The following is a 19,074-nucleotide window of genomic DNA, read 5'->3' on the forward strand; positions in this document are numbered from 1 at the left end:
GGAGCTTCCAATGACGGCTATTTCGACGTTGCCCGCAGCCCGTTTCGCACTGTTGGGCTACGCGGGTTTGTTACCGTTCCTGGGGTGCACAGCGCTCATCTTTTTTTACCAGGACGGTCGAGCTTTTGCATCGCTCATGCTGATCAGCTATGGCGCCGTGATATTGAGCTTCGTCGGCGCTTTGCATTGGGCTTTTGCCATGGCGCTGGAGGGCTTGGCCGCCGAGGAACGTCGGGACCGGCTGCGGTGGAGCGTAGTGCCGGCGCTCATCGGTTGGGTAAGTCTGTTGCTACCGGCTCCTTGGGCATATGTGACGTTGGTGCTGGGGTTTGTCAGCCATCTCAAGCAAGACCGGAAGCTGCTCGAAAGCGTGCCAGGATGGTACCCCTCGATGCGCGCGCACCTGACCGTCGTCGCGAGCGTTTGCTTGCTGCTGAGCGCAGTGGTGGTATTCATCGATAGGTGAGGTGTGCCTAGGGGCGCTGCGCAGTGATCGAGATGGTGCCGGCAGCTCGAGTGTGATTTAGCCTGCAAAACCATAGCAGTCTATTCGCTGGCGCATACCTCCCTTGCCAGAATCCGCCCTTGGGGCAGCCGCTGCTGATGCTCGGTTTTGATCTGAGTCAGGCAATCCGTTGGATTCCGAAACCCGGGAGGTGAAATGGGCATCTGGGCACCAGGAGAAACCATAGGGTTCACTGGTCACGCTAGCGATGGAATGGGTGTAGATCCATTGTAGTTGGATTGAAAGCGCAAGGATCGAGTGCTGAAGGTTGGCCATGTGGAGAAAGAATTTCGAAATTGAGCATTTTCGGGCGAGGCTGTTCTAAATTTTCGCTAAAAAACTCCAAGTGCTTGCGAGTCTCATAGGAAAGGTTCCGAAATTCCGAAGTCGCGAGATCGACTCAGGAGGTCACCGCCCATAATACTTTATTTAACATAATATACATTATGCGCAGATCCGTATTTCCCATACGATCCACACCCAGGGTACATTTCAATCCTGGTAACCCTCATGGACTTTCAATCTTCAAAGCCGACCATGCCCCCATCCATGTCTCACCATCCATCCGCAGATCAAATCATCAGTCTCTATGATCGCCACGCCACCACTTGGAACGATCTGCGCATCAACCATTTCGTCGACCGCAAATGGATCGAGCGCTTCCGTTCGTTGCTACCGGCGGCTGCAACCGTCCTGGATCTCGGCTGCGGTTCTGGACAGCCCGTGGCGCGTTATCTGATCGATGGTGGCGCGTCTGTTGTCGGTGTGGATTCGTCTGCGCAGATGCTCGCACTGTGCAGCACGCAATTTCCAACGCAGGCATGGATTCACGCAGACATGCGCGACCTTGTGCTCGATCGCCAATTCGAAGCCATTCTGGCCTGGAACAGCTTTTTCCATCTCAAGCCTGACGATCAACGCCAGATGTTCCGCATATTCCAGCACCATGCCGCACCCGGCGCGTTGCTAATGTTCACCAGTGGGCCTTCCCATGGCGAAGCACTGGGCGTGTTCGAGGGTGAAACGCTGTACCATGCGAGCCTCGATCCACAGGAGTACGCTATGCAGCTGACCGACCACGGCTTCGAATTGCTGGAGCACATCGTGGAGGATCCAGAATGCGGTGGGCAGACGGTTTGGCTTGGGCGTCGCCTACCCTGATTTATATGCACTCTAATTATAACTATGCTAAATATTCATTTAGTTGAGTTATATATAGCGTCCATCAGTCATCCATCAGAAACAACATAGTATTTTGCTAATGGAACCTGAGCGCCGTTCTGTCCAACCGCCGCAGACCGGAGATTATATGCACCCTCCCCCAATCAATTCGCGACGGATGCACCCCGAATACTCTGCGCTGCCTGATAGAGAATCTGCCCAACCAGATCGATCTGTGCCTCGCTGATGATCAGCGGCGGCAGGAAGCGAACGATTGCGCCGTGCCGCCCGCCCAGTTCTACGATCAGGCCACGCTCCAGACAAGCTCGCTGTAGCTGGCGCGCCCGCTCGCCATCGGCAGCGGGCTGGCCCATGGCATCCTGGTTGGCAGGATCGATGATCTCCATGCCCAGCATCAGGCCCCGGCCGCGCACGTCGCCGATCCAGTCGAACTCGTCCCGCAGTGCGTGCAGCAGCGCCTGCAAGCGTGCTCCAACGTTGCGCACATGGCTGCAAATACCTTCGCGCTGAATGAAACGCAAGGTAGCGTCGCCAGCGGCCATGGCTAGCTGATTGCCGCGGAAAGTGCCAGCATGAGCCCCTGGTTGCCATTGATCCAGCTCGCCCCGGTAGACCACTACCGACAGTGGCAGACCGCCGCCGATGGCCTTCGACAGTGTCACCACATCAGGGCTGATAGCGCTGCGCTCGAACGCGAATAGATCGCCGGTGCGCCCGATACCGCATTGGATTTCGTCAAGAACCAGGGGAATACCGTGCTCACGCGTGATTGCCCGCAGCCCTTGCAGCCAGCGATCAGGAGCGGGAATCACCCCGCCCTCGCCCTGCACCGTTTCCAGGATCATGGCTGCTGGCTGGGTCACGCCGCTTTCCGGGTCGGCGAGCAGGTGGCGGATGTAATGCAGGCTGGCGTCGATCGACTGCTCGCCACCCAAGCCGAACGGGCAACGATATTCATGTGGATACGGCAGGAACTGCACCCCTGCCAGCAGCCCGCCCAAGGCATTCTTCGGCCCCAGATTGCCGCTTACAGACAACGTGCCAAGGGTCATACCGTGATAAGCCCCATGAAACGCCAGGATGCTCTGCCGCCCGGTTGCCGTGCGCGACAGTTTGAGCGCAGCCTCCACTGCATCCGCACCGGTCGGGCCACAGAACTGGATCCGCGCATTCCTGGCGAAGTCACCAGGCAGCAGATCGAAGATCGTCTCCACGAAGGCATCCTTGATCGGCGTACTCAGATCTAGCGAATGCAGCGGTAGCCCCGAGGCCAAGGTCTTCTGGATGGCCTCCACGATAATCGGGTGATTATGCCCCAGTGCCAGAGTCCCCGCGCCGGCCAGGCAGTCGATGTAGACCTGCCCCCGCGAATCCTCCACATACACCCCCTGCGCGCCCTTGAGCTCCAGCGGTATGCGTCGCGGGTAGCTGCGCGCATTCGATTCGCGCTGCATTTGCCGTTGCAATGCCGGCGTGCTGTCCAGGCAGTAGCGCTGGCTGAGCCCGGTGTGCCGGTACTGGAGTTCGAGCGTGGTGTTAGCGATTGGGGTGACTGCATTCATCGAGTGCATCCTTGTGTCGCGCAGGTGGCGCATAGCTGACAAAACTGCCGGCGCGAGCGCCGTGCAGCGGCCGCGCGGTTAGGTGGCTGGCGTCCGGCAAGAGGCAAAAACAGGCGCTGGATGCGCGAGGCATCAGCCGTGATTCTGGGCCTGCATGGCTTGACGCAGGCTCAACGGCCGCATGTCGGTCCACACCGATTCGATATAGGTCAGGCACTCTTCCTTGCTGCCCTGCTTGCCGGCCGCGCGCCAGCCTTGCGGTATTTCCTTGTAGTCGGGCCACAGGGAGTACTGCTCCTCATCGTTGACCACAACCAAGAAACGCGTTTCAGGACTGTCAAGACTCATGTTTCACTCCTTTTCCACTGAAGATGCGAGCGCTCGTCAGGTAGCCCGAGCTTTGCAGGTGAACGAGCGTAGGATAATATAGTTAATAACAATTATCATTAAACATTGGCGTGACCGCTAGCACGCTCTGGTGCCATAGACTGGATCGCCTGCCTGCCCCGGAGTTGTTTATACTGATCACTCCAGTGATAACGAGTCTCACCAGCAAACGCCTCCGTATGCCAAGACCCACATCCCCCCTTATCACGCATTGCGCAATGCCGTCTGACGGTGAAACTAGGCCGCGAGGATGATCGCCAGCCTCGCCCCGCTGTTCAGCGGCCCACTGGCGGACTATGCGCAAAACCTGCAACTGGCAAGCGAGCAACCGCCCGCACTCGCAGGCTCGCAACTGTTCCAGCCGGACTATTTCGCCATGTTCATCCGCGACCTGGCAGCCCGACATGGCACCGACGACTTCATCGCGCTGACCTCTATCTGGTCGAAATGGTACTTCTGCTTCATAGCCCCTGCCGTGGCGGCCAGCTTGCTGCTCCAGCGCGAGCTACCTCTGGCCTTGGACGATGTCCGCGTCGCCCTTTCGGAGGCGGGAAAGCCGCTGGGCCTGCACCTGCCCCATGAAGGCAACGCTCTGCCACCCTGCCCCCCCTTCGCACGTTTCGAGGCCTTGATCGAGCAGCATCTGAAACCGGTGATCGAAGTCATGGCTGGCGTCTCGAACGCCTCGCCAAGACTGTTCTGGAGCAACGCCGGCAACCTCTTCGAATTCGCCACTGCACAAGCCCAACGGCATCCCCTGGCAACGTTCGATTGCACCGCCCCGGCCAGGGCGGTGATGGAAAGCCGCCTGCGCCCTGATGGTCGGCGCAATCCGCTGTTCGCACCGGTGTACTACAAGGACGACGGCGCTAACCCCCCGCAGCGGTTACGCCGTATCTGCTGCATTCGCTACCGCCTGCCGGGCGTCGACTATTGCAGCAGTTGCCCACTCGACCGCGACAAAACACCCGAATAAGCCGCTGCCACCGCCTACTTGGCCAACTCGAAGGGGGTCTCGCGGCTGTGGTCATAGTCCACCAACTGGCCGTAATCCAGGCGGTAGATGCGATCGGCTACGTCGAAGTAGCGGTCATCGTGGGTAATGGCGATGACCGTTTTGCCGGCCGCCTGCAACTCGGGCAACAGTTCGTGGTAGAACACGTGACGGAACAGCGGGTCCTGGTCCGCCGCCCATTCGTCGAGCAGCAGCACCTCGCGGCCCTCCATCATCAGTAACAGCAGGGCCAGGCGCTTGCGCTGCCCCTGAGAAAGGGCGGTGGTGGACAGGCGTCCATCGATGAACTGAACTTTGTGCGCCAAACCCAGGCGCTGCAGATAGTGATCGACCCGCTCCTCCAGCCCTTCGAGCTCGCCGTTCTCGCCGAGCACATCGGCGAACAGGTAGAAGTCGGCAAAGATCGCCGCGAAATGTTCGCGGTGCCACTCGCTGTTCGAGGCCTCCAAAGGCACGCCATTGAGCGCGACCGTCCCCTCACTAGGCTGGTAGAGGCCGGTCAGCAATTTGGCCAGGGTCGACTTGCCGCTGCCATTCCCACCAACGATGAAGATCAGTTCGCCACGCCGAACGTGCAAATCGATGGGGCCCAGCTGGAAAGCGAACTCGTCGCCCTGCCCAGGGTAGCGGTATTGTGCGTTGCTCAGGCGCAACTCGCGAAAAGGCTCGGCGGCCTTGGCCGGCAAGGTGAAGGGCGCCGTTTCGCCCAAGGCCAGGTCATCGATGGCCTGCAACGCCACATGGCCGCGGATCACTGCCGGGACGGCATCGAGGATCATCGAGATCGGCGTGCGCAGGAACATGATCGCCAACACGTAGCCCACCACCACCTGCTGGCTCAGCAACCCAAGGCCCTGGCCGAGGAAGAACAGCGTACCGATGAGCACGAACACCAGCAGCGACGTCCAGTTCAGGTTGATCGCCCACAGCGTATCGGCGCGTACCGAAGCCTGTAGCGAGGCCTGTGCGATAGGCTCCAGGCGCTGGTTGAACAGCAATTGCCGACGCTCGCGGCTCAAGGCCAGTTCGCAGCGGCCACTGATGGTCGCCTCGAACTGTTCGGTCAAGCGGTCATCCTGCTGGCGCACCTGCTGCATCAGGTGCTTGACCTGGCGCCCGAGCAGCACATCGAGCAGTACACCGAAGGCGATCACCGCCAGGGTCAGGGCGAAGAAGGGCAAACTCAGCCAAGCCATGTACGCCAAGCCCGCCAGCAGCAGCAAACCGTTGTACAGCGAGATCGGCAGTTGCTTGAAGGCCGTGGCCACGGCGGTCACGTCCTTGGTCAGCGCATTGTAGATGCGCGGACCGCCCAGTCGCTCGATGCGCTCCAAGGCGGTGCCCAGCACCTTGCCCACCAGGCGCAGGCGCAATTGATAGACCAGGCGATGGCCAATCTGCACCAGCAGCCACTGGGCTAAAGTCCCGCTGACGAACAACAGCACCAGCAGACCGGCGAACAGCGCCAGTGCCTGGCTCAGGTTATCCAGCCCCTGCTCCAGGCTGCGGTTGATGTAGCCGATCAGGCCGATACTGCTGGCCGCACTCAAGGCGCTGCACAGCACCGCCAGGAAAATCCGCCAGCGCGCATCGTGCAGCAGCTCCTTCAATAACATCATCAGTTGGGCACCTTTTCGGCTTGGTGTTGCGGCGCAGTGCTTGGCGCCAGCAGGGACAACAAATCCGCGCTCAGGCGCGGCTCGGCAAGGATTGCGTGATGGCCGACATCCAGACTCAGATCACGTACCGCCGCGCGCGTATGCGTCTGCCAGGCTGCACGCAGATCACGATGGGCATTGCTGCGCCACAACCAGATGGGCACATCGACCACCGGCAAGGCTTGTTCGTACAGACGCGTCTTGATCGTCCGGTAGCGCACCATCGCGGCCTGCAACTCGGCCTCAGCGCCGTGCCATTGCAGATGCTCGCGCACCTCGGCATCGGCCAACAGGCGGCTCACGCCCTCGGCATAATCGCAATCGACCAGTTGCCGGGCCAAGCGCTCGCGCAATGTATCGCCCAACGGCTGCGAACGGCTGCGACACAGGAACACCAGGTCGGCGAGTAATTGCCCGCCCTCGTCACCGTCGCCTATAAGGCTGCGCTGCGGATCATGATCCACCGCCGCCAAGGCCATGATGTTGAAGCCAGCTGATTGTAGGTGCGCAATCAACAGCAGTGCCAGGCGCGAAGCCAGGCACCAGCCCAGCACCACCAGTGGGCGCTGCTTGAGCGACTCGGGAATGCTCTGCACATAGCGTTGCAGCAGCCTGTCCATATCCTGGCTTTGCCATTGCTCGTCAAATGCCGTCAGGCCATAAACGGCCTGGCTCTGGCCAAGTTGCGCGAGCAACGTTCGGTAGTCTTTCAGGTTGCCATCCGCGCCATGGACCAGCAGCAAGGCCGGCGCATCGCCGGCTGCATCGTTCAGCACCTGCCAGCCCTCGCTGCTCGCGCCCTGATCGAGGCCTTGCACCAGCTCGCGCACGGTCTGACGCTCGAACAGCAGATTGGTTGGCGGATGAAGCCCCAGTTGCTCGCGAATCAGAGCCACTACCTTGATCGCCGCCAGGGAATGTCCGCCGATGGCGAAGAAGTTGTCGGTCACGCCGAGATCTTCGACCCCCAGCACGCGGCACCAGATGTCCAGCACGGCGCTTTCCAGCTCGCCGACCGGGGCCACCCGCGCACCTTGCAGACGCTGCCGGGCACGTTCCAGCAGCGCTTGCCGATCGAGTTTGCCATTGCTGTTCAGCGGCAGGGTTTTCAGGGCGAAGATGCCGGCCGGCAGCATGTACTCCGGCAGTTGCTGGGCCAGGTCGTCGCGCAGCAGGTGCTCAGCCCTGCCCTGCCCTGGCTGTTCGACGATGAAGGCCAACAGGCGCTCACCATCGAGCAACACTGCCGCTTGCTGCACGCCCTGCACGCCGCGCAACGCCTGCTCGACCTCCGCCAGCTCCAGACGAAAACCGCGAATTTTCACCTGTTGGTCATTACGCCCTAGAATGCGCAAGGCGCCATCGGCCTGGCGCAACGCCAGGTCGCCAGTGCGGTACAACCGCGCGCCGGAGTGCCGGTCCTGGCCGAATGCCGAACTGCCGACATCACCCAGGTAGCCGCGGCCAACACTGGCACCAGCCACGCACAGCTCGCCCGCTTGCCCGCCAGGCACGGGGCGCTGTTGTTCGTCGAGCAGAGAGATACGGTTGTTGCCGAGCACCTGGTTCAAGGCCGTGCCGCTGATTCCCTGCTCGCTGTCGATGGCCCGCCAGAGCACGCCGACCGTGGTCTCGCTCGGCCCGTAGTGGTTGTACAGGCGGCAACCGGAGCCTGCCTGTGCCAAGCGCGCCAGCAGGCTTTCGCTCACCGCTTCGCCGCCAAGCACCAATACCTGACGTGGCAGCACACCTTCCAGCGGATGCTCACCGATCAGGGCCTCAAGGTGCGAGGGAACGATTTTCAGCACATCCAGTGGATGCTCGCGCAGTTCATCGGCGAACGCCTGCGCATCAGTGACACTGGCCTGGCTCAGCAGGTGCACACAGCCGCCTTGCAGCCAGGCTGGGTACAGCACGGTATTGCCCAGGTCCGCAAGCAGCGACGAGACCAGCCCATAATGGGCACCTGCCGGCAGATTCAGCGCGTGAGTGATCTGGCTCGCGTAGTGGCGTAGCTGGCCCTGCTCGATCTGCACACCCTTGGGCTTGCCGCTGGTGCCCGAGGTATAGAGCACATAGGCCAGGTGCTGCGGCGCGCTGGCCACAGGCGTCGCGAGTGGTTCGGCGCTGCTGGCCTGCGACCAGCTCAGGCTGGGCAGCTCGCAGACCTGGCCCGACTCATCCAGTTGCAGCACGAGCGCCGGTTGGCAATCCTCAAGAATACTGGCCAGGCGCAGCGGTGGCAGCGCCGGATCCAATGGCAGATAGGCCGCACCAGCCTTGAAGCAGGCCAGCATGGCGATCAGCATCTGCGCGCCACGCGGCAGCAGCAACGCCACGACCTGATCTGGGCCAACACCGGCCTGTTGCAAACTGCCGGCAACCCGGTCGCTCAGCGCGTCTACCTCGGCATAGCTCAACAGCTGCCGGCCATCGCGCAGCGCTGGGCTATGCGGCTGGTGACGCGCATGGGCACGCAAGCGCTCGATGATATCGACGTCCACCGGTAGTTCTGCATCAAGCGCAGTGGGCTGCGCTTCTTCGGCCAGCAAGGCATCCAGACCGTCCAGCGGCGCTTGCGGCGCCTGCAGCAGTTGGCCGATCCAGTGCACGTAACGGCGCAGCAACAACTGCATCTGCTCACGCCGATACAATCCGCTGTCGTACGTCAGCCCCAACTGGCCTTGGCCGGCGTCATCCAGCAGCCAGTGCAGTTGCAATTCCACCGGCGTGTCGAAGGACAAGGCCTGCAAGGCCTTAAGGTCAGCCAGATGCTGCACACGCAGCCCGGCCTGATAGCTGGCCCGCCACTCAGGTAGCAGCTCGGCCTGGCCGAGGTACTCCTGCCAGAGCACAGCGTTTTCCAGTTGCCGGGCCAGCTGTCGGGCCAGGCTGACCCAACTGGCGTGCTCGGACACATGCACCTGCATGGGCAGCGTTTGCTCGAACAGCCCAAAGGCGCCCTGCAACTGCTCATAGTCGTCACGCGGATCGTGCTGCAAGCCCAACTGCGCATGACGCTGACCGTTCAAGCGGGCGAGCAACGCGCCCCAGGCAGCCAGGGCGAGTGGCTCGATGGCCAGCGCCTCGCCCGCCGCCAGTGCCTTGAGCGCACCGCACAGGGCAGGGTCAAGCGCCTGCTGTACGCAGCCCCGGGCACCACTGGCCATGCCATAGCGCTCGATCAGACGCATCCCCGGCACCTCCTGCAAGGCCAGGTTGCGCCAGAACTGCACGCCCTGCTCGGCGTCCTCGTCCAGTTGCAGGCCGGTGATCCAGTCGGCGTAGTCGCTGTACTGCATCGGTTCGGCCTCCCCTGGCGTGCCCTGACCCAGCAATTTGCCGCGCAGTTGCTCAAGGCTGTGCAGATCCAGCGAGCAGGCCGGCAGCGCCAGCCACAGTTGCTGATCGCACCACCAGGCGAGCAGATCGGGCTGCTGGGTCTGGCACTGGGCTTGAGCGTCGCGCTGCCAGGCCACCACATCGCTGCCCGCACCCGCCTGACGCCAGTCCAGGCGCAGTTCGTGCGGCGCGACCACGCGCTGGCGCAGGCCGGTGGCACCATGCGGACGCAGATAACGCAGGCGCAGCGCGTCGTGTTGCTCCAGGGACTCACGCAGGCGCTGTTCGACCTGCTCGGGTGCTACGCCGGTGAGCGTCATGCGCACCCAGCGGTACGCCTGCGGGTTGGCATCGGCCAATTGCTTCTGGGCCGGTGAAAGAGGCAGGCCAAGGTCCATCATGGTGTCATCTCCAGAGCAGTTTCCTCAGTCGTAGCCGGTGCGGCTGCGACCTGATCGCGGCGATAGATATCGCCCATGGCCACGACGATACGTCGCTCGCCCTCGAAAGGGTCGCGGGCATGCGCGGCAAGCATGTTGTCGAGCATCACCACATCGCCGCGCTGCCAGTCGAAGCGCACCGCACACCGCTCGTAAGCGCTATTGATCGCCTCAATGGCGGCCTCTTCCAGTTCGCTGCCATCTCCGTAGAACACCTGCCGGGGCATGACGCTATCGCGCCCCTGGAGGAATTGCTCGCGAATATCGGCATCGAGAAACGCCGGATGGTAAAGCTGGATCTGGTTGAAGAAGCTGGCATCGCCGGTCAGTGGATGGAGGATCACCGCCGGGCACACTTGGCGCGTGTGCAGTTCGTTGCTGCCGCGCCACTCGAACACGATCCCACCCTCACGGCAGATGCGCTCGACCTCGGCAGGCTCCTCAGTCTGGAAGAAGTGCTGCCAGCTGACATCAAGGCTTGCGCTGAAGTTGCGCACATACATCAGTTGCTTGCGACGCAGCTTGTCCTGCAACCAGGCAGGCAGCTCGCGGTACACCTGGCGGCTGTCGACAATCGGCGTGGCCCCGCCGTGGGTCGCCGGCGTCTCGCAATAGAACCACTGCCGACGCGGCCAGCGATGCTGGTGAGCACTTTCGTTGTGGAACATGATCATCCGGTCCTTCGGATAGGGCGTGGACTTATAGATCTTGTTGCCACCCTCCTTCTTCGGCAGATCGCCGTACTGGCCGTACAGCTCCGGGCACAGCGCCTGGCAGAACTGCTCGAAGTCCGCCGGGGTCGGCAGATCGAAACCACGGAAGAGAATCCCCCCGTGCTCGCGCAACCAGCCCTCCACCTGATCGCGATGGGCCTCAGCCCACACCGCAGGGGCCAGCTCGCGCTCGCGCAGTTGCACCAGCAGGGGGAAGCTGGAACCGGCGTGCAGGGGGCGGGTTTCGATCGGTGCGGCTGCGGCAGTCGGGCCATTGTGGCGCAGCTTGCCGAGCTTGCTCATCTTGCGTTGCAGCGGGTTGTCCGTGGTACTGGACATGGCAGCGGTTCCCTTGGAAGGCATGGGTAAGGCATCGATGGGGCGGTCCGGGGCATCCAGCGCAGCATCCAGCAGCGCCACGAAGCTGTCGCGCAAGCGCTCGATGGTAGCTGGGCGGAACAGGCTAGTGCGGTACACCCAGCGCAGGCTGAGGGCATCACCCTCGGCAGTGGCGAACAGCGCCATGTCGAACTTGGAATGTTGCTGCTCGCTGCTCAGCGGCGTGACTTCAAGGTTGCCCAGGCGGCGCGGCTGACGCGGCGTGTTGTCCAACACGAACAGGGTCTGCAACAGCGGATGTTGGTTGGCCACGCGCGGCAAATCGAGGCATTCCACCACTTGCTCGAACGGCGTGTCCTGCCAGGCGAAGGCATCCAGGCAAACATCGCGTACCAAGGCCGCCTGTTCACGCAAACTCAGCTCCGGTTGCGGGCGAATACGCAACGCCAGCAGGTTGACGAAGAAGCCGATCAGCGCTTCGGTAGCTGGGTGTTCGCGGTTGGCCACGTCGGTCCCGATGACCAGATCGCGGCCCTGGGTTTCGCGTTGCAGCACGGCCGCATAAACGGTTAGCAGCAGCATGAACAGCGACACGCCGCTGTCACGCTGCAAGGCCTCCAGGCGGGCCAGCGTTGCGGCTGGCAACTGGAAGTCCAAGGCAGCACCACCCCCGCTGTCGCGCTCGGCGCGTGGGAAGTCGAACGGCAACGGCACCTGGCTCGGTATCCCCGCCAGCGTACGTTGCCAGAACTGCTGCCCCTGGCGCTGACGCGCGCGCAGCGGCGCAGAAACCTGCCAGGCGGCATAGTCGACGTACTGAATCGCCAGTTCGTGCTCCACGGGAGTCTGGCCCTGGCTGTAGGCCTCGTAGCCTTCGACCAGCTCACTGATCAGCACCGAGCCGGACCAGCCGTCGGAGGCGATATGGTGCAGTACCAGTTGTAGCACATGTTCCTGCTCGCCCAGGCGATACAGAACCGCGCGCAGTGGCGCCTCGACGCTCAGGTCGAACGGGCGAGCGGCCACCTCATGCGCCGCCTGCGCCCACTGTGCCTGGCTCAGGGTCAGCTCTTGCAACGTCAACGCAGAATCCGCCTGAATGCGCTGACGCGCCTCGCCCTGCTGCTGATGGTAGGTGGTGCGAAGGATCGCATGGCGCCGGACCACACGCTGCAAGGCCTGCTGCAACGCCTGGGTATCCAGGGCGCCACGCAGGCGCACGTTGCTGCTCATATTGAAGCTGCTGTCGCTCGGTTGCAGTTGCTGCATCAACCAGACCCGTTGCTGCGCAGGCGACAGCGGCTGGTCGATATGCCGATCGACCAGCGTGATGCTCGAACTCGCCGGGTCGATAACCGTGGCCTGGGTGTCCAGGCGCGCCGCCAGCTCGGTCAGCACAGGCGTTTCGAACAGCCAGCGCAGCGGCACCTCGAAGCCTTGCTCGCGCAGACGCGAGCGCACCTGCGCGGCCATCAGCGAGTGCCCGCCGAGTTGGAAGAAATGCCCATCGAGCGGCACCTGCTCACGCTGCAATACCTGGCCCCAGATTTCGCTCAGCAGCGCCTCGCTGGCGTTCATCGGCCGCTGCACGCTGAGCGCGGCCGCCGCTTGCAGGTTGCGCAACTGCGGCAATTGCCGGCGATCTACCTTGCCGTTGCTGTTGAGCGGCAATGCCGGCAGCGCCTGCAAATGGGTTGGCAGCATGTACACCGGCAGACGTGCCTGTAGATAGTCGCGCAGCGCCTCTGCGTCAGGCTCGCCAGCCGCGCTGGCAACCCAGAACGCAGCCAGCTGTTCGCCCTGCACCGCCACCACCGCCTGGGCGACTCCAGGGTGACCGAGCAGTGCCGCCTCGATCTCGCCCAGCTCGATACGGAAGCCGCGCAGCTTGATCTGATCGTCGCTACGGCCCAGGAAATACAACTGGCCATCGGCCTGCCAGCGGGCCAGATCGCCAGTGCGGTACAGGCGCCCACCCGCGCCGCCGAACGGGTCAGCGATGAAACGCTCGGCGCTCAACGCCGGCTGCTCGGCATAGCCACGTGCCAGCCCAAGGCCTGCGATATACAATTCGCCGGTACGTCCTGGCGGAACCTCACAGAGAAACTCATCGAGCACATGGCAGCGCGTGTTAAGCAGCGGCCGGCCAATCGGCACCACTGGCTGATGCAGCGCCTGCACCAGCGTCTGGGTCGACCAGACGCTGGTTTCGGTCGGCCCGTAGACGTTGATCAGACAACCAACGAATTGCTTCAGCTCGCTGGCCATGTCCGCCGCCAGCGCCTCGCCACCGGCCAGGGCGATCCGCCCAGCCAGTACTTGGCGATCGCCCTGCAACAGCATGGCCCAGGTCGCCGGAGTGGCCTGGATCAGTTCCACCGACTGTTCGACGATCAGTTGCGCCAGCAGCAGCGGGTCCTGGCGTTGCTCGTCATCGGCGAGCACCACACTGCCCCCGCGCACCAACGGCAGGCACAGTTCCAGGCCGCTGATATCGAAGGTCACGGTGGTCAGCGCCAGGTAGCGATGCACGCCATCGAGCGGCAAGGCGCGCTCCATCGCCAGCAGGAAGTTGGCAAAATTGCCCCGGCTGATCTGCACGCCCTTGGGCTGCCCGGTGGAGCCGGAGGTGTAGAGGGTGTAGGCCAGTTGCTGCAAGTGCCTTGGCAACGCCGGTACATCGGTCGGTTGCGCTTGCAACGCTAGGTCCTGCCAACGCGGGCAGCGCAACGTGGCCGGGCAATGCGCCGGTTGAACATCGCACAGCAGCAGGTGCGGCCGTGCCCGCTCGATAATGGCCAGTTGCCGCGCAGGCGGATGGCTCGGATCGAGCGGCAGGTACTGCGCCCCTGCTTTCTGGATGCCCAGCACGCAGACCAGCAGGCGCTCGTCGCGCGGCAGGCAGAAGGCGATCGTCGACTCTGCCGTCACACCTTGCGCCAACAACCAGTGTGCAAGCTGGTTGGCCTGGGCCTGCAACTGCCCATAGCTCAGTTGTCGGTCGCGGCAGAACACGGCGGTGCGCTCGGGATGCAAGGCAGCCTGAACCTCGAAGCGGGTCACGAAATCCGCCTCGGCTTGCAATGGGGCAGCATCGCCTGCGCGGTGCAGGCGTTGCACCGAGAGCAGTGGCAGCGCCAGCAGCGGCTGGCGCAGATCGACATGCGCCAGGCTCGCCAGCACGCCCAGGTAGTCGTCCACCAGGCACTGGATACGCGCCGGGTCGAACAGCGCGGTAGCGTACTCGACGATCAGTTGGCTGCTGGCAGCATCGCCACGGCCCTGGCTGAACAGGTTGAAGGTCAGGTCGAACTTGGCGCTGATCGCTGCCTGCGGCAAGGCCAGCGACGCGACCGTGACCCCTGGCAGTTGCAGGCTGCGCTCGCCGAGGTGATCGACCTGGTAGTTGAACATGACCTGGAACAACGGCGTGCGGTCGAGGCTACGCTCGACCTGTAGCACGTCGAGCAGACGCTCGAACGGCAAGTGCTCATGCGCCCGGTCATCCGCCAAGCGCAGGCCCAGGTGTTGCAGGAAATGCTCCAGGCTTTGCCGCTCATTGAGCTGCACGCGATAGGCCAGGGTGTTGACGAACAGGCCGACCAACGCCTGGCTGTCCGCCGCCTCGCGCCCCGACACCGGCAGGCCAATGGCAAAGTCGCGGCTCCCGGAGTGTTTCCAGAGCAGCAGTTGCTGCGCAGCGAAGTACAGCACGAAGGGGGTCACCCCAAGCTGCTTGGCACGGGCCGCGATAGCCGAGGTCAGCTCGCTGGACAACGCGAACTGCTCGCGCGCGCCGGCATACGCCTGGAGTGCCGGGCGCGGGCTTTCGCTTAATGTCAGCGCCTCGTCACTCAAACCCTCCAGGCGCTGTTGCCAGTAATCGAGCAGTCTCTGCCCAGCATCCCCTTCCAGGGCCTGGCGCTGCGCTTCGATCACTTGCAGCAGGCCAGTGCCGGGCACAGGCTGGCGGCCCTCGTAGAGCGCGGCCAGATCCTGCACCAACAGCCCCATGGACCAGCCGTCCACGGCGATATGGTGTGCGTTGAACAGCAAGCGATAGTCGTCTTCTGCGATCTGGAACAGGTCGATGGCCACCAGCGGCCCGTGCGCCAGGTCAAAGACCCGCTGCGCAGCCAGGGCAATTGCCGCCTCCCGTGCCTCTGCCGGCGCTGCGCGCAGATCGTGCAGGGTGAAGCTGGCCTCGGGCACCTCCACCAGACGCTGACGTACCAGCCCATTGTCCTCGAAGAAACGGCAGCGCAGGGCTTCGTGACGTTCGATCAGGCTCAGGCAGGCGCTGCGCAGGCGTGACACATGCAGTTCACCCTGCAAGGCCAGCAGTTGCGTGACGTTGTAGGCGGTGGCTTCGGGTTCGAGCTGCTGCATGAACCACAACCGCTCCTGGGCATGCGACAGCCGTGCCATGGCACTGACCGAAGCTGGCGGCGCAACAGCTGCGCTGCGAGCAGCCGGCGCCGGTTCCAGGACGGCTGCCAGTTGACGCGGCGTGGGGTTTTCCAGCAGTTGGCGCGGCATCAGGCGCAGGTCAGCCTGACGCAGTCGCGCGATCAGTTGCAGGCTCAGAATCGAATCGCCACCTGCGGCGAAGAAGTCATCGTCCGGCCCCAGTTGCGGCTGCGCCAGCAGCTCGCGAAAGGCTGCCAGAATAAGCGCCAGCCGTGGCTGTGCGCGGCATTCGGCGCAGGCTGCCATGCCCGCCAGGGTGGATTGTTCCAGCACGTCGCGTGGCTGCAAGCGCAGCCCTTCGCGTGCAGCCAGGCCGATCAGTTGCAAGCTGAGAATCGAATCGCCGCCAAGGGCGAAGAAATCGTCCTGGCGAGTGACCGTCGCGCAACCAAGTACCTGGCACCACAGCTTGGCCAGCAATTGCTCGCTGACGCCCAGGGGGGCCTGTCCGCCCTCGTCTGCCGTCAGGTTGGTTTCGGGCTCGGACAAGGCGCGGCGATCCAGCTTGCCATTGGCGGTCAGTGGCAAGGCGTCCAGGCTCTGCCAGTACGCGGGTTGCAGCGGTTCGGGCAACTGCGCCCGGGCCTGCGCCTGGATGGCGTTCAGCACGTCCGGGGTCAGGCGCGGTGCAACATAGGCGACCAGCTGCAAGCGCCCCTGAATCTCGCAGGCCAGCACGGCAGCTTCACGGACTGGCGACTGCTGACTCAGCCAGGCACTGACCTCACCGGGTTCTACGCGGAAGCCGCGAATCTTCACCTGATCGTCCTGGCGCCCGAGGAACGCCAAACGCCCATGCTGATCCAAGCGGACCCGATCACCGCTGCGGTAGAAACGCCGCCCAGCCTCATCGATGAAGGCGCCAGCAGTGACGTGCGGCTGGCCAAGGTAGCCCAGCGCGACCTGTGGGCCGCCGATCAGCAGCTCGCCCGCCACGCCACGCGGCACCGGCTGGCCGGTCGCATCGACGATACGCAGCTCGGTGTCGGCCAATGGTTGGCCCAGCGCCAGGTAAGTGCCCTGCCCGGCCTCGGTGACCTCGCCACAGATTACGCCGACGGTGGTTTCCGACGGGCCATAGTGGTTGAACACGCGCAGCGCTGGCGCCAGTTCGCGGATGCGCCCGAACAGCGCTGCATCGAAGCCTTCGCCGCCCAGGATCAGCAACTGCCGTGGCAGTACCCGCCGGGCATCGTCCAGCGCCAGTAGGCCACGCAAATGCGAGGGCGCGATTTTCAGGCAGTCCACCGGATGTTGCGCGAGAAAATCGGCCCAGCCAGGTGGATCGAAGGCCAATGCGGCCTCCGGCAGGATCAGTGGATCACCTGCGTGCAAGGCGGCGAAGACGCAGGTCAGGCCAAGGTCGGCAGCGACCGTGGCCAGGGTCGCCCAACGGCTAGCGGCGCGCGCTTGCAGGCGTTGGCTGACGGCAGCGGCGTAATGCGCCAGGTTCGCATGGCTGACCAGCACGCCCTTGGGCTGGCCGGTGGAGCCTGAGGTGTAGATCAGGTACGCGGCCTGCTCGGGCTGGCTAAGGCTGGGCACAGGCTGGCGAGGTGCGGGGGCAGCAAGGTCGGCAGCGCTCAGGTGCAGATGCGCGAGCGCGCCGTTCAGCGCGGGCGCCTCGGCCAGGCTCAGCAACAGGCTCGCTGCGCTGTTTTCAAGCAGTTGCTGCAAGCGCTGCACAGGCTGCGCCGGGTCGAGGAACAGGCACGTTGCACCACGTTGCCAGCAAGCCAGCATCGCCAGCACCTGCTCGGCGCTGCGCGGCATGCACAGGGCGATGACCTGGCCGGGGCCCACGCCTTGCTCGGCCAGGCGTAACGCCAGTGCCTGCACGGCATTCGCCAGATCGCCATAGGCCAGCGATTGCCGGGAATCGCACAGCGCCGGGGCTTGCGGCGTGCGCACCGCCCACTGTTGCACCTGTCGGTCCAGTGGCTCAGGGTTGGCGCCCAGCGCCGGCCCTTGCAACTGGCTGCCCGGAGACGCCAGGCGTAGCGCCGACAAGCGCTGGCCAGGGTTGGTCGCGGCCTGCTGCAGAATGGCTTGCAGATCGTCGAGCAGTTGCTCGACGGTGGCCGCCTCGAACAGCTCGTCGCTGTATTCCAGCTCGCAGCGCAGGCGCTGGTCGGCGCCACGCAGCAGGCGCAGGGTGAGATCGAAACGGGCGTGGCGCTGCGGCGGGTCGAGCACCTCGACGCTGACCCCCGGCAGGCTCAGGGTGCGGCTTTCCGGCAATTCCACCTGCACGAACATGGCCTGGAACAACGGGCTGGAACGCGGCCGGTCAAGGGCTTCGAGAACCTTTTCGTACGGCAGGGTCTGCTGGTCGAATGCCGCCGCCACACTGTCGCGGGTACGCAGCAGGGCGCTGCGAAAGTCCGGGTCGTCTTCCAGGCGCTGGCGAATGACCAGGGTGTTGAGCAACGGGCCAATCAACGGTGCCAGCTCGGGGCGATCGCGTTGTGCCACCGACGTACCCAGGCACAGGTCACGCTCGCCGCTGTAGCGCGCCAGCAGCCAGGCGAAGGCGGTCAGGCCAAAGATGTACAGGGTCACGCCCTGCTCGCGGACGGCCGCATCCACCTGCGTGGACACTTCAGCCGGCAGTTCACGGACGCGTACCGCGCCACTGTGGCGGCGCTGATGGGCAGGCGGACGCGGATGGTCGCAGGGCAAGGCCAGCGGTCCTGGGGCATCGGCCAACTGGCTGCGCCAGTAATCGAGCTGCTGGCGGCAAGCGTCGCTGGCCAGCCACTCGTGCTCCCAGGCGGCATAGTCGGCGTACTGGATGTCGAGCGCCGGCAACTGGGCGGGCACACCCAGGCTCAGGGCACGGTAGCCCTCGGCCAGTTCGCGGGTCAGTTGCTGGGCCGACCAGGCATCGTAGGCAACATGGTGGATGGTGAAGAACAGCCAGGTGCTGCCCTGCTCGACCTCGCTGAATGCGCGCCAGCGCCACGGCACTTCTCGGCTCAGGTCGAACGGCTCGGCCAGTTGCCGGGCGTACTCGTCGGCGCACCATTGCTGCGGGTCGGCAAGGGCCTCGCGTGGGAGCGGCTCGACTGCCGGCAGGCCCGCCGTCCAGGGCTCGCAATGCGCCTGCAAGCGGCCTGCTGTATCAGGCACGTAGCGCGTGCGCAGGATCGCGTGCCGCTCCACCAGTTGCTGCATGGCCTGCTGTAGACACGCCAGATCCAGACGCCCATCGAAGCGCAGTACCGAGCAGAGGTTGTACAGCGCACGGCCGCTCACGGCCTCGGCCGTGAGAAAGCGCAGTTGCGCATGGGCCAGCGGCACCGCTGCCTGCGCGCCAGTGGTCGGGACAATGGGCAGGCGCCAGCTATCGATGCCCTTCTCGGCCAGGCGCTCACGGAACAGCTGCTTCTTGTCCGCCGGCAGTGAGGCCAGGCGCTGGGCGATCTCGACAAACGCCTGTTGGTTGGTCGCATTCATCT

8 protein-coding genes are annotated in these 19,074 nt (G+C 64.0%); 3 read left to right on the top strand and 5 right to left on the bottom strand.

Translation table 11 applies throughout. The annotated features are described in order from the left end of the window. Positions 1 to 10: 10 nt before the first annotated feature. Both ACNFIC_RS03205 and ACNFIC_RS03210 read left to right on the top strand, forming a co-directional pair. Entirely contained in the window at positions 11 to 466 is a 456-nt protein-coding gene (locus tag ACNFIC_RS03205; protein ID WP_138217698.1) for a DUF3429 domain-containing protein, read from the top strand. A 549-nt stretch (positions 467 to 1,015) separates the two neighbouring features. After that, complete coding sequence (locus tag ACNFIC_RS03210; protein WP_416779865.1) at positions 1,016 to 1,666, top strand: class I SAM-dependent methyltransferase; 651 nt, start codon at positions 1,016 to 1,018, stop codon at positions 1,664 to 1,666. Positions 1,667 to 1,830: 164 nt separating this feature from the next. Here the strand turns inward: ACNFIC_RS03210 and ACNFIC_RS03215 are convergent, their stop codons facing one another. Beyond that, positions 1,831 to 3,249 carry a diaminobutyrate--2-oxoglutarate transaminase gene (locus ACNFIC_RS03215; protein WP_416779867.1) on the bottom strand — a complete coding sequence of 473 codons (1,419 nt, stop codon included), beginning with the start codon at positions 3,247 to 3,249 and terminating at the stop codon, positions 1,831 to 1,833. Positions 3,250 to 3,381: 132 nt separating this feature from the next. After that, positions 3,382 to 3,597 (bottom strand): MbtH family protein, encoded by a 216-nt coding sequence (locus ACNFIC_RS03220; protein ID WP_138217820.1) that lies wholly within the window; start codon positions 3,595 to 3,597, stop codon positions 3,382 to 3,384. A 289-nt stretch (positions 3,598 to 3,886) separates the two neighbouring features. On the opposite strand from ACNFIC_RS03220, the gene fhuF reads away from it, so the two are divergent. Beyond that, positions 3,887 to 4,612: a siderophore-iron reductase FhuF gene (gene fhuF / locus ACNFIC_RS03225; RefSeq protein ID WP_416779869.1), complete on the top strand. Its 726-nt coding sequence runs from the start codon at positions 3,887 to 3,889 to the stop codon at positions 4,610 to 4,612. Positions 4,613 to 4,626: 14 nt separating this feature from the next. Here fhuF and ACNFIC_RS03230 read toward each other — a convergent pair whose 3' ends face one another. From ACNFIC_RS03230 to ACNFIC_RS03240, 3 genes are read right to left on the bottom strand one after another with little or no spacing between them, the layout of a single operon-like run. Beyond that, positions 4,627 to 6,270: a cyclic peptide export ABC transporter gene (locus ACNFIC_RS03230; RefSeq protein ID WP_416779871.1), complete on the bottom strand. Its 1,644-nt coding sequence runs from the start codon at positions 6,268 to 6,270 to the stop codon at positions 4,627 to 4,629. After that, complete coding sequence (locus tag ACNFIC_RS03235; RefSeq protein WP_416779873.1) at positions 6,270 to 10,052, bottom strand: amino acid adenylation domain-containing protein; 3,783 nt, start codon at positions 10,050 to 10,052, stop codon at positions 6,270 to 6,272. Before ACNFIC_RS03235 ends, ACNFIC_RS03230 begins: the two co-directional genes overlap by 1 nt. Beyond that, positions 10,049 to 19,072, bottom strand: a complete 9,024-nt coding sequence (locus ACNFIC_RS03240; RefSeq protein WP_416779874.1) for an amino acid adenylation domain-containing protein — start codon at positions 19,070 to 19,072, stop codon at positions 10,049 to 10,051. Before ACNFIC_RS03240 ends, ACNFIC_RS03235 begins: the two co-directional genes overlap by 4 nt. Positions 19,073 to 19,074 lie beyond the last annotated feature (2 nt).

This window comes from Pseudomonas sp. NY15463 (assembly GCF_048068415.1).
Taxonomy (GTDB): Bacteria; Pseudomonadota; Gammaproteobacteria; order Pseudomonadales; family Pseudomonadaceae; genus Aquipseudomonas; species Aquipseudomonas mosselii_C.

Bases quoted from the DNA above. Each gene is read 5' to 3' on its own strand.
- ACNFIC_RS03205 (WP_138217698.1), top strand. From the start codon at position 11: ATGACGGCTATTTCGACGTTGCCCGCAGCCCGTTTCGCACTGTTGGGC.
- ACNFIC_RS03210 (WP_416779865.1), top strand. From the start codon at position 1,016: ATGGACTTTCAATCTTCAAAGCCGACCATGCCCCCATCCATGTCTCAC.
- ACNFIC_RS03215 (WP_416779867.1), bottom strand. From the start codon at position 3,249: ATGAATGCAGTCACCCCAATCGCTAACACCACGCTCGAACTCCAGTAC.
- ACNFIC_RS03220 (WP_138217820.1), bottom strand. From the start codon at position 3,597: ATGAGTCTTGACAGTCCTGAAACGCGTTTCTTGGTTGTGGTCAACGAT.
- fhuF (WP_416779869.1), top strand. From the start codon at position 3,887: ATGATCGCCAGCCTCGCCCCGCTGTTCAGCGGCCCACTGGCGGACTAT.
- ACNFIC_RS03230 (WP_416779871.1), bottom strand. From the start codon at position 6,270: ATGATGTTATTGAAGGAGCTGCTGCACGATGCGCGCTGGCGGATTTTC.
- ACNFIC_RS03235 (WP_416779873.1), bottom strand. From the start codon at position 10,052: ATGATGGACCTTGGCCTGCCTCTTTCACCGGCCCAGAAGCAATTGGCC.
- ACNFIC_RS03240 (WP_416779874.1), bottom strand. From the start codon at position 19,072: ATGAATGCGACCAACCAACAGGCGTTTGTCGAGATCGCCCAGCGCCTG.